Raw genomic sequence first — 12,711 nt, 5'->3', positions numbered from 1 at the left:
CCCCGCCGCCGGACACGATGGACAATCAAGGCGTGAGACGGCAGGTGCGGGCGAACTACGGCGCGTCACTGTCGCCTGATGCGACGGCATTCGCCCACCTCGTCGACGACGGTGGCTTCCCACGGGCGGTGCAGCGGTTCCTGCGGGGCTGGCGCGCGAGTTCGTCGCGTGACGTCGAACTGCCGGTCGAGGGCCCGGTCACCCGGGTGATGCACTCCGCGGACGGTCACTGGCTGGCCTGCCAGGTCGCACCGGACGGCAGCGACCGATTCCAGATCTGGGTGGTGACAAACGATCCCGATGACCGCGACGCCCGTCGGATCGACAGCTGGCCCCACGGACATCCCGAGGGCAGCGCCGAGCTGATCGGCTGGGACGGCACGCAGGTCGCGGCGATCCTCACCGGCGAGGACGGGGTGGGCAGTTCGTGCCTGATCGACCCGGCCGACGGCAGCACGGTGGTGCTCGACCGCCGCACCGCAGGCCGGCTGGTCGACGCCTGGGCCGGCGCTGCGCTGGTGCGCGTCGGACCGCGCGGGTACCGAGACCTGATCCTGTTGCGGGGACTCACCGAGTTCGCCCTGCTGCCCTACGATCCCGGCTCGACCACCGACCTCGGCTTCATCCTCGACGACCACACCCCGCGGCGGCTGCGCGCCGGTACGACGGGCGAGTCCTTCGAGCTGTACCACCCGGCGAAGACCTATGGCCTCAACAGCACCGAGGGCTTCGTGCGGGCGCTGATCCGCAGTGACAACGGGGCATCGCACGCCCGGCTCATCGAGGTCACCAGCACCGAAGATGGCGTGTCGTACCACGTGGTCGCCGAGAAGCCGGGGTTCGATCTCGACGAGTTCGTCGTCAGTGACGACCTGTCGACCGTGGCGCTGCTGTGGAACAAGCACGGCTGCAGCGAGTTACAGATCCTGGAGTACGCGGACAACACGCTGAGTCCGCCGATCCCGCTGCCCGGTCTGGTGGCCACCGAGCTCACCATCAGCGCAGGCGGGTCGATGGTGGCGATGACGGTGGAGAGTCCGTCGCTGCCGCCGACCATCGAACTGGTCGACCCGCGCACCCGCGAATGGGAACGCGTGCACCGCGAGCCGAGCCTCGGGCCGTTGACCGCGGACCCGACACTGGAATTCGTCACCGCACGCGACGGGCTGGAGTTCAGCGGCTGGCTCTACCGGCCGCCCGCCCCGGTGGAGCCGATCGGCGCGATGATCTTCCTGCACGGCGGACCCGAGGGGCAGTCGCGGCCGGGCTACAACGAGTTCTACCCGCCGCTGCTGGAGGCGGGCATCACCGTGTTCACCCCGAACGTCCGTGGTTCCGGTGGCGGCGGCCGGGCGTTCATGCACGCCGACGACAAGGAGCTGCGTTTCGCGGCCATCGACGACGTCGCGGACTGCGTGCACTTCCTCATCGACCGCGAGGCGGTGTCGGCCGACCGGATCGCCTGCTGCGGCTGGTCCTACGGCGGATACCTGACCCAGGCCGCCCTGGCGTTCCACCCCGAACTGTTCGCGGCGGGCATCAGCATCTGTGGGATGAGCGATCTCAACACCTGGTACCGCACCACGGAGCCGTGGATCGCCGCCGCGGCCTATCCGAAGTACGGCCATCCGGTCGGCGACCGGGAGCTGCTGGAGCGGTTGTCGCCGCTGCTGCGGGTGCACGCATTGACCGCTCCGCTACTGCTGGTGCACGGTGCGAACGACACCAACGTGCCCCCGAGCGAATCGCAGCAAATGTTCGAGGCGTTGCGATCCCTGGACCGCACAGCCGAGCTCCTGACGTTCGACGACGACGGCCACGAGATCGTCAAGCGGGAAAACCGCGCGGTGCTGGTCAACGCGATGCGTCAGTGGCTCATGAAAGCGTTCGCCGCTACCGCCATCGGATGAGCCCTGCTCGCTGAGGCGAGGTTTGGAGAATTTGTCGGTTGGGTAAAACCGTGCTGCGCCACTAGGGCGTAAAAGGGATGGAGGCACGGCATGAGGGGCCTACTCGGCTTGATTGTGCTCATCTGGTTGCTGATCGGCGTCTTCGCTGCCTTTCAGCGCGATTATTTCAGGCAGGGCGACGCGAACTGCGCAACCGCAGCCAACATCGCCCTCACGGTGGTGGCGGGACCGCTCAACTACTTCGGCGTGAATCCGAAGGCTGACTGCAGCAAGGTCAATGTTCCGGAGCCAAGCGCAAGTGACCTGCCCGAACCCTCCGGGCAGACAATCGAATACAAGATTGGAGTGTTGGCATGATCATCCTCGGAATCATCCTGGCCTTGCTGGGGTACTTCATCAACATCTCGATACTGCTGTACATCGGCGTCGTGCTGATCGTCATCGGTGTCGTCCTGTGGATCCTGGGCTCGACCGGACGCGCGGTGGGTGGCCGAAAAGTCTGGTATTAGCTCTCAACCACCTCAGCGACCGGCCGAGGTCAGCGCAGCGACCGTCATCTTCTTCAGGACGGACCGCGAGCTGGCCTCGGCCGCTCTCGTCGTCGAGGGCTTCACGCTGTGCGGCGTCGAGTTCAGCAGCCCGAACGCGGCGTGCGCCATCAGCCGGGCGTCGGCCTCACCCACCGTCTCGTCCAACCGGCGCAGCACCGACACCCAGATCTCCACGTATTGCCGCTGCGCTCTTCGTACCTGCCGCTTGGCGGGATCGGGGAGATGGCCGAGGTCGCGGTCCTGGATCCGGATCAGGTCGGACTCGCCGAGTGCGAAGTCCAGATGGAAGTCGATGAGCCCCTCGAGCGCGCTTGCCGCGTCGTCGGTGCCGGCGACCACCTCCGAAGCCCCGGCGAGCAACCGGGTGCTGATGCCGACCAGCAGCTCGACCAGCATCGCTTCCTTGTTGGGGAAGTGCCGGTAGATGGCGGGACCGCTCACTCCCACCGCCGCGCCGATGTCCTCCAACCGCACGGCGAGATAGCCCTTTTCGGCCACCAGTCGCTCCGCCGCGGCGATGAGCTGACTGCGGCGGTCGGATTTCGCCCGGCTGCGGCGGGTGCCGTCCTGCGGCGCCGGAGAGGTCACACTGCGGCTCCTCGATTTCGGCGGTGGACATCTCGGTTAATCGCCACTAACATACCATGAGTTATTCCTCATTAACTCAAAAGATGGGTGCTGCGATGACGCCGCGGTCATCACACCGCGAGGATCACCTCGCCCTGGTGGCGCAGTTGCGCGACAAGTTGGCCACCGCCGCCCTCGGCGGTCCCGCCAAGGCACGGGAGCGCCACGTCGGGCGCGGCAAGCTGTTGCCGCGCGACCGGGTCGACGGCCTGCTCGACCCGGGCAGCCCGTTCCTGGAAGTGGCGCCGCTCGCCGCCGACGGCATGTACGACGACGAGTGTCCCGGCGCCGGGATGATCGCCGGCATCGGCCGGATCTCCGGGCGCGAGTGCATGATCGTGGCCAACGACGCGACGGTCAAGGGCGGTACCTACTACCCGGTGACGGTCAAGAAGCACCTGCGCGCGCAGGAGATCGCCGGCCAGAACCAGCTGCCGTGCATCTACCTCGTCGACTCCGGCGGCGCCTTCCTGCCGCGGCAGGACGAGGTGTTCCCGGACCGCGACCACTTCGGCCGCATCTTCTACAACCAGGCCACCCTGTCCGCGCGCGGCATCGCGCAGATCGCCGCGGTGCTCGGATCCTGCACCGCGGGCGGGGCGTACGTGCCCGCGATGAGCGACGAAGCCGTCATCGTGCGCAATCAGGGCACCATCTTCCTCGGCGGCCCGCCGCTGGTGAAGGCGGCGACCGGGGAGGTGGTGACGGCCGAGGACCTCGGCGGCGGCGACCTGCACTCCAAGACCTCCGGGGTCACCGACCATCTCGCCCACGACGACCGCGACGCCCTGCGCATCGTGCGGCGCATCGTCGCTACCCTGGGCCCGCGCAGCACGCCGCCGTGGGACGTGGCGCCGACGGTCGACGCGGTGGCCGACCAGACCGAGCTCTACGACGTGGTTCCCGTCGACGCCCGGGTGCCCTACGACGTGCACGAGGTGATCACCCGGATCGTCGACGGGCCTTCCCCCGGCGCTTCGCTTGCCCAAGGTGGCGAATTCTCGGAGTTCAAGGCCGAATACGGCACGACGCTGGTGACCGGCTTCGCCCGTATCCACGGCCATCCGGTCGGCATCGTCGCCAACAACGGGGTGTTGTTCGGCGAATCCGCACTCAAGGGCGCGCATTTCATCGAACTGTGCGACAAGCGCAGCACGCCCCTGCTGTTCCTGCAGAACATCGCCGGGTTCATGGTCGGCCGCGACTACGAGGCAGGCGGCATCGCCAAGCACGGCGCCAAGATGGTGACCGCGGTCGCCTGTGCGCGGGTGCCCAAGCTGACGGTGGTGATCGGCGGCTCGTACGGCGCGGGCAACTACTCGATGTGCGGCAGGGCGTACTCGCCGCGGTTCCTCTGGATGTGGCCCAACGCCAGGATCTCGGTGATGGGCGGCGAGCAGGCGGCGTCGGTGCTCGCGACGGTGCGTGCGGACGCCCGCGAGGCGGCGGGGGATCCGTGGCCTGTCGAGGAGCAGGAGGCGTTCAAGGCCCCGATCCGCGACCAGTACGAACACCAGGGCAACCCCTATTACTCGACGGCGCGGCTGTGGGACGACGGGGTGATCGACCCCGCCGACACCAGAACCGTGCTCGGACTGGCTCTCTCGGTTGTGGGGCAGGCCCCCCTCGAGCCGGTCTCCTACGGTGTGTTCCGGATGTGACGGGCGATATGACGACTCTCTTCGACACCGTTCTGGTCGCCAACCGCGGCGAGATCGCCGTGCGCGTTATCAGGACGCTGCGTGCGCTCGGCATCCGGTCGGTCGCGGTCTACAGCGCGGCCGACGCCGGCGCACGCCATGTCGCCGCGGCGGACGTCGCCGTGCACATCGGACCCGCGGCCGCGCGGCAGAGCTACCTCGACATCGCCGCGGTCATCGATGCGGCGCGGCGCACCGGTGCCCAGGCCGTACATCCCGGGTACGGATTCCTCTCGGAGAATGCGGAATTCGCAACGGCGCTGCACGAGGCGGGCATCGCATTCGTCGGTCCGCCCGCGAATGCGATCCGCACCATGGGCGACAAGATCGCCGCCAAGGCCGCGGTGTCGGCGTTCGGTGTCCCGGTGGTGCCCGGGGTGTCGCGTCCGGGGCTGACCGACGACGACCTGATCGCCGGCGCCGTCGACATCGGCTACCCGGTGCTGGTGAAGCCGTCGGCCGGTGGTGGCGGCAAGGGCATGCGGGTGGTGCACGAGGCCGCCGGCCTTCCCGCCGCGCTCACCTCGGCCCGGCGGGAGGCCGCCGCAGCATTCGGCGACGACACCCTGTTCCTTGAGCGGTTCGTGCTCAACCCGCGCCACATCGAGGTGCAGGTGCTGGCCGACGGGCAGGGCGCCGTGGTGCACCTCGGGGAACGCGAGTGCAGCCTGCAGCGCCGCCACCAGAAGGTGATCGAGGAGGCGCCGTCACCGCTGCTCGACGCCGCCACCCGGGACCGGATCGGCGCCGCCGCCTGCGACACCGCCCGCAGCGTCGACTACGCCGGCGCGGGCACCGTGGAGTTCATCGTGTCGGCCGACCGGCCCGACGAGTTCTTCTTCATGGAGATGAACACCCGTCTGCAGGTGGAGCACCCGGTCACCGAACTCGTCACCGGCATCGACCTGGTCGAGCAGCAGCTGCGGGTCGCCGCCGGGCACCCGCTCACCTTCGCGCAGAACGACATCGTGCTGCGCGGCCACGCGATCGAGGCACGCGTGTACGCGGAGGATCCCGTCAACGGTTTCCTGCCCACCGGCGGAACCGTGCTGGACGTGGCCGAACCCCGCAGCCCCGGCATCCGGGTGGATTCCGGCATCCGCGCCGGCTCGGTGATCGGCAGCGACTACGACCCGATGCTGGCCAAGGTCATCGGATACGGTGACGACCGGGCCGCGGCACTGCGCACCCTCGACCGCGCGCTCGCGGGCACCGCCGTCCTCGGCGTCACGACGAACATCGACTTTCTGCGCTTCCTGCTGGCCGATCCCGACGTGGCGGCCGGCCGCCTCGACACCGGCCTGCTCGACCGCCGGACACCGGATTTCGTGCCGGTCCCGATCGGCGACGACCAGCTGATCGCGTCCGCCGCCGTCGTGTGGCTGCGCGGGTGGCCGGCAGGCGGCGGCGACCTGTGGGCGGTCCCCACCGGGTGGCGGCTGGGGGAGGCGGCGCCGACGACCGTGCGCCTGCACGCCGGCCACCGCACCGATCACGTCCACATCACCGGCACCCCCGACAGCGCGGTGGTCGCGATCGAGGACGGTCCGGCGCGATCGCTGTCCGCCGCGCTCGACGGTGACCGGCTCGTCGTCACCGTCGACGGGCTGCGCGCCGAGTACGTCGTGGCCGCCGCCGACGGCCGGATCTGGCTGGCCGGCGCAGGGCGTATCGCCGTCGTCGACGAGGTGCCCGAGGAGCCGGTGCGGCCCGACGAGGCCCACAGCGGCGACGCCGAATTGACCAGTCCGATGCCAGGATCGGTGGTGGCGGTCGGGGTCTCCGGCGGCGAAACCGTCGCGGCAGGCGCCGTGGTGGTCACCGTCGAGGCGATGAAGATGGAACACGCGCTGACGTCCCCGGTCGACGGCGCGGTCGAACTGCTTGTCGCCGTGGGCGACCAGGTCAAGGTGGGCCAGCTGCTGGCCCGCATCACCGCGGAAGAGAGCTGATCATGGGTGACTTTCTGTCGACCGGCACACTGCCGGACCACTACGAGCAACTGGCCAAGACGGTCCGCGACTTCGCCCAGGGTGTGGTCGCGCCGGTCGCCGCCAAACACGACGCGGAGCACTCGTTCCCGTACGAGGTCGTCGCCGGGATGGCCGACATGGGCCTGTTCGGCCTGCCGTTCCCCGAGGAGTACGGCGGCATGGGCGGCGACTACTTCGCGCTCTGCCTCGCGCTGGAGGAGCTCGGCAAGATCGACCAGAGCGTGGCGATCACCCTCGAGGCCGGGGTGTCGCTCGGCGCGATGCCGGTGTACCGGTTCGGCTCCGAGGCGCAGAAGCAGGAGTGGCTCCCGCTGCTGGCCAGCGGCAAGGCGCTCGGCGCCTTCGGGCTGACCGAGGCGGGCGGCGGCACCGATGCGGGCGCCACCAGGACCACCGCCAAGCTCGACGACGGACACTGGGTGATCAACGGCTCCAAGCAGTTCATCACCAACTCCGGCACCGACATCACCAAGCTGGTGACCGTCACCGCCGTCACCGGTGAACGCGAGGGCAAGAAGGAGATCTCGGCGATCCTGGTGCCGGTCCCCACCGACGGCTTCACCGCCGAACCGGCGTACAACAAGGTCGGCTGGAACGCCTCGGACACCCACCCGCTGAGCTTCGACGACGTCCGCGTCCCGCAGGAGAACCTGCTGGGCGAGCAGGGCCGCGGGTATGCCAACTTCCTGCGCATCCTCGACGAGGGCCGGATCGCGATCGCGGCGCTGTCGGTCGGCGCCGCCCAGGGTTGCGTCGACGAATGCGTCAAGTACGCCAAGGAGCGCCAGGCGTTCGGTGCGGCAATCGGCACGTACCAGGCCGTGTCGTTCAAGATCGCACGGATGGAGGCCCGCGCCCACGCCGCCCGCGCCGCCTACTACGACGCGGCGGCACTCATGTTGTCGGGCAAGCCGTTCAAGAAGGCGGCCGCCGTGGCCAAACTGGTCGCCAGCGAGGCGGCGATGGACAACGCCCGCGACGCCACCCAGGTGTTCGGCGGCTACGGCTACATGAACGAGTACCCGGTGGCGCGGCACTACCGCGACAGCAAGATCCTCGAGATCGGCGAGGGCACAACCGAAGTGCAGCTGATGCTGATCGCGCGGGAGGCGGGCCTGTGAGCGAGGCGAAGCGGGTTGTCGTCCAGCGGGGGCTGTGGTTCGAGGAGTTCGAGACCGGCGTGCTCTACCAGCACCGTCCCGGCCGCACCATCACCGAGGCCGACAACGTGCTGTTCACCACGCTGACGATGAACACCCAGGCGCTGCACCTGGATGCCGCGTTCTCCGATGCGCTGCCGCCGTTCAACCAGCGACTGGTGAACTCGATGTTCACCCTCTCCACGCTCGTCGGGCTCTCGGTGGCCCAGCTGACGCAGGGCACCATCGTCGGCAACCTCGGCTTCGGCGAGGTGGCGTTCCCGAAACCGCTGTTCCACGGTGACACGCTCTACGCCGAGACCGAGGTGACCGACAAGCGCGAGTCGAAGAGCCGCCCGGGGGAGGGCATCGTCACCTTCTCCCACGTCGCCCGCAACCAGCACGGCGACGTGGTGGCGACCGCGTCGCGGAAGACGATGGTGCGCAAGCGTCCCGAGGCGGACGCCTGATGGCGCTGGGAACCAACGGCCCCGGCTGGCTGTTCTGCCCGGCCGACCGGCCCGAACGCTTCGATAAGGCCGCCGCCGCAGCCGATGTCGTGATCCTCGATCTGGAGGACGGCGTCGCGGCCAAGGACCGGGAGGCGGCGCGCAAGGCGCTGCTCGAGACCCGCCTCGACCCGGACCGGACCGTGGTGCGGGTCAACCCGGTGAGCACACCGGACCACGCGCTCGACATGACGACCCTGGCGCAGACCGGCTACACCACGATCATGCTCGCCAAGACCGAATCCGCCGACCAGGTGCGCTCACTCGCGCCGTTCGACGTCATCGTGCTCGTGGAGACCCCGCTGGGCGCGCTGGCCGTCACGGAGACCGCCCGCGTCGACAACGCCTACGCCGTCATGTGGGGCGCCGAGGACCTGTTCGCCGTCACCGGCGGCACGTCCAACCGCTGGCCCGACGGCAGCTACCGCGACGTGGCCCGGCACGTGCGGTCGCAGAGCCTGCTCGCCGCCAAGGCGTGGGGCCGGATCGCGCTGGACTCGGTGTACCTCGACATCAAGGACCTCGACGGACTGCGGGCCGAGAGCGACGACGCCGTCGCGGTCGGGTTCGACGCCAAGGTCGCCATCCACCCCAGCCAGGTCGCGGTCATCCGGGCGGCCTACGCGCCCACCGAGGAGCAGGTGGACTGGGCGCAGCGAGTCCTGGACACCGCGCGCAGCGAACGCGGGGTGTTCCAGTTCGAGGGGCAGATGGTGGATTCGCCGGTGTTGCGGCGGGCCGAGCGCATCGTCGCGCTGGCACCCCGCAGCTGAGTCCCGGCGCCGCGGCGGCGGGTCGGCCTGCGGACACCCGCTTCAGGGGCATACTGGAAGGTGCCCCGATACGGAGCGAGCAGTGCGCATCGTCGCGCCGGCGCCATACCCTGGCCGCCGGCCGACAGGCCTCACACCCGAGGCCCTGCTCTGACCGCCTCGTACCGAGCACCTCAGTCGCCTGACGGCGCGACCCGCCGCCAGTGACCCCAGGAGGCGGTATGGCCGGGTTCGTCGAACCGATTCGACTGGTGGCGCCCGACGGCGCGCCCACCGACGAGGCCCGGTACCGAAGAGACCTCCCGCCCGAGACCCTGGCCTGGCTCTACGAGTCGATGGTCGTCACCCGCGAGGTCGACACCGAACTCGTCAACCTGCAGCGCCAGGGCGAGCTCGCACTCTTCGCGTCCTGCCGAGGCCAGGAGGCCGCCCAGGTCGGCGCCGCCGCGTGTCTGCGCAAGACCGACTGGCTGTTCCCGCAGTACCGCGAACTCGGTGTCTTCCTCGTCCGCGGCATCCCCCCGGGCGACGTCGCAGCCGTGTGGCGCGGCCGCTGGCACGGCGGTCTCGGCTTCACCAGCAGGTGCTGCGCGCCGATCGCGATCCCGATCGGCACCCAGGGTCTGCACGCGGTCGGGGCGGCGATGGCCGCGCAGCGGCTCGGCGAGGACTCGGTGACCGTCGCGTTCCTCGGCGACGGCGCCACCTCCACCGGTGATGCACACGAGGCGCTCAACCTCGCCGCGGTGTTCGGCGCGCCCGTCGTGTTCTTCGTCCAGAACAACCAGTGGGCCATCTCGGTGCCGGAGCGACGACAGCACGCCGCCCCGTCGCTCGCACACCGCGCCGAGGGCTACGGCATGCCCGCGGTGCGGGTGGACGGCAACGACGTGCTGGCCTGCTTCGCGGTGACGGCCGAGGCCGCGCGGCGGGCCCGCGAGGGCGGCGGGCCGACGTTCGTCGAGGCGCTCACCTACCGGATGGGCCCGCACACCACCTCCGACGACCCGCGGCGCTACCGCACCGACGGCGAGGTCGACACCTGGCGGGCGCGCGACCCCGTCGACCGTTACCGGCGCTACCTGCAGGCCACCGGGGTGTGGTCCGACCGCCTCGACCAGCGGGTGGCGCACCGGTCGCAGCGCCTGCGGGCCGAACTCCGGCAGTCGGTGCTCGACACACCGGACATGGACGTCGCCGAGGTGTTCGACACCGTCTACCACGACATCACGCCCGACCTGATGCGCCAGCGCGACGAGCTGACCGCCGAACTCGCGAAGGAGGGATGAGATGACCCAGACCATCGAACGGCCCGCGGCCAACGGCGGTGACGATGTCCCCCGGCCGATGCTGAGCACCGTGCGCACCGACACCGAGTCGACCATGGCGCGGGCGGTGAACCGTGCCCTGCACGACGCGCTGGCCGCCGACGACCGGGTGCTGGTGTTCGGCGAGGACGTCGCCACCCTCGGCGGCGTGTTCCGGGTGACCGAGGGGCTGGCCGAGACCTTCGGTGAGCAACGGTGTTTCGACACCCCGCTGGCCGAGTCGGCGATCATCGGCATCGCCGTCGGGCTGGCCATCCGCGGCTTCGTGCCGGTGCCCGAGATCCAGTTCGACGGATTCGCGGCGCCGGCGTTCGACCAGATCGTCAGCCATCTGGCCAAGTACCGCATGCGCACGCACGGCGAGGTGGACATGCCGGTCACCGTGAGGATTCCGTCGTTCGGGGGAATCGGTGCGGTGGAACACCATTCGGAGTCCACCGAGAGCTACTGGCTGCACACCGCCGGGCTGAAGGTGGTGGTGCCCGCCACGCCGTCGGACGCCTACTGGCTGCTGCGCCATGCCATCGCCTGCCCGGATCCGGTGATCTACCTCGAGCCCAAACGCCGCTACTGGGAACGCGGTCCCGTGGACACCACGGTCCCCGGACCGCCGATCGGGAAGGCCGTGATCCGCAGGCCGGGTACCGATGTGACGGTGGTGACCTACGGATCCTTGGTGGCGACGGCGACCCGCGCCGCCGAGATCGCCGCCGACCGCTTCGGCTGGGACCTCGAGGTCGTCGACCTGCGGTCGCTGAACCCGCTCGACTTCGACACCGTGGCGGAATCGGTGCGCCGGACCGGCCGCGCCGTGGTCATGCACGAGGGCCCCCGCACACTGGGATTCGGCGCCGAACTGGCGGCACGCATCCAGGAGGACCTGTTCTACGACCTGGAGGCGCCGGTGTTACGGGCCACCGGCTTCGACACCCCGTATCCACCCGCCCGGCTGGAGAAGCTGTGGCTGCCCGGGCCGGACCGGTTGCTCGACTGCGTCGAGAAGGCGATGACGAGGCCATGACCACCACCGTCCGCGACTTCGCGGTGCCCGATCTGGGGGAGGGGCTCGCCGACGCCACCGTCACCGCGTGGCACGTCGCGGTCGGCGACGACGTCGAACTCAACCAGACGCTGTGCACGGTCGAGACCAACAAGGCCGAGGTCGAGATCCCCAGCCCGTACGCGGGCCGCATCGTCGCCCTCGGCGGCGCCGCCGGGGACACCCTCGACGTGGGCGCGCCGCTGGTGCGGATCGAGACCGCCGCGGCGCCGGCCCGCACGGCCGTGCTGGTCGGCTACGGCGCCGACGACTCGATGGACGGCAGCAGGCGGCGGGCCCGTGCGAAACCGCCGGTGCGCAAGCTGGCGGCCGACCTGGACGTCGATCTCACCGCCGTCGAACCATCGGGACCCGACGGGATCGTCACCCGCGCCGACGTCCTCGCGGCGGTCGAGGCGCCGGTCGAGCCACCCGGTGATGCGGCCGAGGCGGACGACGACCCGGTGCGCGGGGCGCGGCTGGAGATGGCGCGCCGGATGGCGGTGTCCCGCCGCGAGATCCCCGACGCCAACGCCTCGGTACAGGTCGACGGCACCCGGCTGCTCAGGCTGAGGGACCGGCTGGGTGCGGAGTCGGTCACGCCGTTCGTGCTGATGCTTCGCCTGCTGATCGTCGCGTTGCGCCATCACCCGCTGCTCAACGCCACCTGGATGGACACCGTCGATGGGCCCCGCATCCACCGGCACTCCGCCATTCACCTCGGAGTGGGCGTCGCGGCGCCGCGCGGGCTGCTGGTGCCTGTGGTGACCGACGCGCACGCCAGGACCACCCGCGAACTCGCGGCCGAGGTGTCGCGGCTGGCGTCCGGCGCGCGGGCCGGCACGCTCACGCCGGGCGAACTGCAGGGCTCGACGTTCACGGTCTCGAACTTCGGTGCGCTCGGCCTCGACGAGGGCGTGCCCGTCATCAACCACCCCGAGGCGGCGATTCTCGGGATCGGCTCGCTCAAGCCGCGCGCCGTCGTGCTCGACGGCGAGGTGGTGGCCCGCCAGACGATGACGCTCACGTGCGCGTTCGATCATCGTGTCGCCGACGGCGCCCAGGTGGCGGCGTTCCTGTGCGAGCTGCGCGAGCTCGTCGAGTCACCGGACCTGGCGCTCGCGGACCTGTAGTCGGGGAT

Annotated in this window: 12 protein-coding genes; 11 read left to right on the top strand and 1 reads right to left on the bottom strand. The window is 70.2% G+C overall.

The features are described 5' to 3' along the window. Nucleotides 1–17: 17 nt before the first annotated feature. The 3 genes from O6P37_RS07385 to O6P37_RS07375 all read left to right on the top strand — a co-directional run bounded on the left by O6P37_RS07385 (nucleotide 18) and on the right by O6P37_RS07375 (nucleotide 2,419). Complete coding sequence (locus O6P37_RS07385; RefSeq protein WP_269893441.1) at nucleotides 18–1,910, top strand: alpha/beta hydrolase family protein; 1,893 nt, start codon at nucleotides 18–20, stop codon at nucleotides 1,908–1,910. 90 nt (nucleotides 1,911–2,000) lie between these two features. Next, nucleotides 2,001–2,267, top strand: a complete 267-nt coding sequence (locus tag O6P37_RS07380) for a hypothetical protein (RefSeq protein WP_269893440.1) — start codon at nucleotides 2,001–2,003, stop codon at nucleotides 2,265–2,267. Further along, nucleotides 2,264–2,419 (top strand): DUF6131 family protein, encoded by a 156-nt coding sequence (locus O6P37_RS07375; RefSeq protein WP_269893439.1) that lies wholly within the window; start codon nucleotides 2,264–2,266, stop codon nucleotides 2,417–2,419. The genes O6P37_RS07380 and O6P37_RS07375 overlap by 4 nt, the downstream gene beginning before the upstream one ends. Nucleotides 2,420–2,431: 12 nt before the next feature. Here O6P37_RS07375 and O6P37_RS07370 read toward each other — a convergent pair whose 3' ends face one another. After that, nucleotides 2,432–3,049, bottom strand: a complete 618-nt coding sequence (locus tag O6P37_RS07370) for an SACE_7040 family transcriptional regulator (protein WP_269893438.1) — start codon at nucleotides 3,047–3,049, stop codon at nucleotides 2,432–2,434. Nucleotides 3,050–3,144: 95 nt separating this feature from the next. Between O6P37_RS07370 and O6P37_RS07365 the strand changes: the two genes are divergently transcribed. From O6P37_RS07365 to O6P37_RS07330, 8 genes are all read left to right on the top strand, one after another. Further along, nucleotides 3,145–4,749, top strand: coding sequence for a carboxyl transferase domain-containing protein (locus O6P37_RS07365; protein WP_269893437.1), 1,605 nt, complete (start codon nucleotides 3,145–3,147; stop codon nucleotides 4,747–4,749). A gap of 8 nt (nucleotides 4,750–4,757) precedes the next feature. Further along, entirely contained in the window at nucleotides 4,758–6,740 is a 1,983-nt protein-coding gene (locus O6P37_RS07360; protein ID WP_269893436.1) for an acetyl/propionyl/methylcrotonyl-CoA carboxylase subunit alpha, read from the top strand. 2 nt (nucleotides 6,741–6,742) lie between these two features. Next, a complete protein-coding gene (locus O6P37_RS07355; RefSeq protein ID WP_269893435.1) occupies nucleotides 6,743–7,903 on the top strand; it encodes an acyl-CoA dehydrogenase family protein in 1,161 nt (386 codons plus the stop codon). Beyond that, on the top strand, nucleotides 7,900–8,391 hold the full coding sequence (locus tag O6P37_RS07350) for a MaoC family dehydratase (RefSeq protein ID WP_264015484.1): 492 nt from the start codon (nucleotides 7,900–7,902) through the stop codon (nucleotides 8,389–8,391). The genes O6P37_RS07355 and O6P37_RS07350 overlap by 4 nt, the downstream gene beginning before the upstream one ends. Beyond that, nucleotides 8,391–9,203, top strand: a complete 813-nt coding sequence (locus tag O6P37_RS07345) for an HpcH/HpaI aldolase/citrate lyase family protein (protein WP_269893434.1) — start codon at nucleotides 8,391–8,393, stop codon at nucleotides 9,201–9,203. Before O6P37_RS07350 ends, O6P37_RS07345 begins: the two co-directional genes overlap by 1 nt. A gap of 221 nt (nucleotides 9,204–9,424) precedes the next feature. Continuing rightward, nucleotides 9,425–10,492 (top strand): pyruvate dehydrogenase (acetyl-transferring) E1 component subunit alpha, encoded by a 1,068-nt coding sequence (pdhA, locus tag O6P37_RS07340; protein ID WP_269893433.1) that lies wholly within the window; start codon nucleotides 9,425–9,427, stop codon nucleotides 10,490–10,492. Between the two features lies 1 nt (nucleotide 10,493). Next, nucleotides 10,494–11,552: an alpha-ketoacid dehydrogenase subunit beta gene (locus tag O6P37_RS07335; protein ID WP_408633125.1), complete on the top strand. Its 1,059-nt coding sequence runs from the start codon at nucleotides 10,494–10,496 to the stop codon at nucleotides 11,550–11,552. Beyond that, nucleotides 11,549–12,703: a dihydrolipoamide acetyltransferase family protein gene (locus O6P37_RS07330; protein ID WP_269893432.1), complete on the top strand. Its 1,155-nt coding sequence runs from the start codon at nucleotides 11,549–11,551 to the stop codon at nucleotides 12,701–12,703. Before O6P37_RS07335 ends, O6P37_RS07330 begins: the two co-directional genes overlap by 4 nt. Nucleotides 12,704–12,711 lie beyond the last annotated feature (8 nt).

It is taken from the genome of Mycobacterium hippophais (assembly GCF_027529605.1).
GTDB classification, from domain to species: Bacteria; Actinomycetota; Actinomycetes; order Mycobacteriales; family Mycobacteriaceae; genus Mycobacterium; species Mycobacterium arseniciresistens.
Note: the sequence above shows the minus strand (reverse complement) of the source record. Positions and strands in the feature narration are given on the sequence as shown.

Excerpts from the sequence above, each read along its gene's own strand:
- pdhA (WP_269893433.1), top strand. The coding sequence starts at position 9,425 with ATGGCCGGGTTCGTCGAACCGATTCGACTGGTGGCGCCCGACGGCGCG.
- O6P37_RS07345 (WP_269893434.1), top strand. The coding sequence starts at position 8,391 with ATGGCGCTGGGAACCAACGGCCCCGGCTGGCTGTTCTGCCCGGCCGAC.
- O6P37_RS07360 (WP_269893436.1), top strand. The coding sequence starts at position 4,758 with ATGACGACTCTCTTCGACACCGTTCTGGTCGCCAACCGCGGCGAGATC.
- O6P37_RS07330 (WP_269893432.1), top strand. The coding sequence starts at position 11,549 with ATGACCACCACCGTCCGCGACTTCGCGGTGCCCGATCTGGGGGAGGGG.
- O6P37_RS07385 (WP_269893441.1), top strand. The coding sequence starts at position 18 with ATGGACAATCAAGGCGTGAGACGGCAGGTGCGGGCGAACTACGGCGCG.
- O6P37_RS07375 (WP_269893439.1), top strand. The coding sequence starts at position 2,264 with ATGATCATCCTCGGAATCATCCTGGCCTTGCTGGGGTACTTCATCAAC.
- O6P37_RS07380 (WP_269893440.1), top strand. The coding sequence starts at position 2,001 with ATGAGGGGCCTACTCGGCTTGATTGTGCTCATCTGGTTGCTGATCGGC.
- O6P37_RS07355 (WP_269893435.1), top strand. The coding sequence starts at position 6,743 with ATGGGTGACTTTCTGTCGACCGGCACACTGCCGGACCACTACGAGCAA.
- O6P37_RS07335 (WP_408633125.1), top strand. The coding sequence starts at position 10,494 with ATGACCCAGACCATCGAACGGCCCGCGGCCAACGGCGGTGACGATGTC.
- O6P37_RS07365 (WP_269893437.1), top strand. The coding sequence starts at position 3,145 with ATGACGCCGCGGTCATCACACCGCGAGGATCACCTCGCCCTGGTGGCG.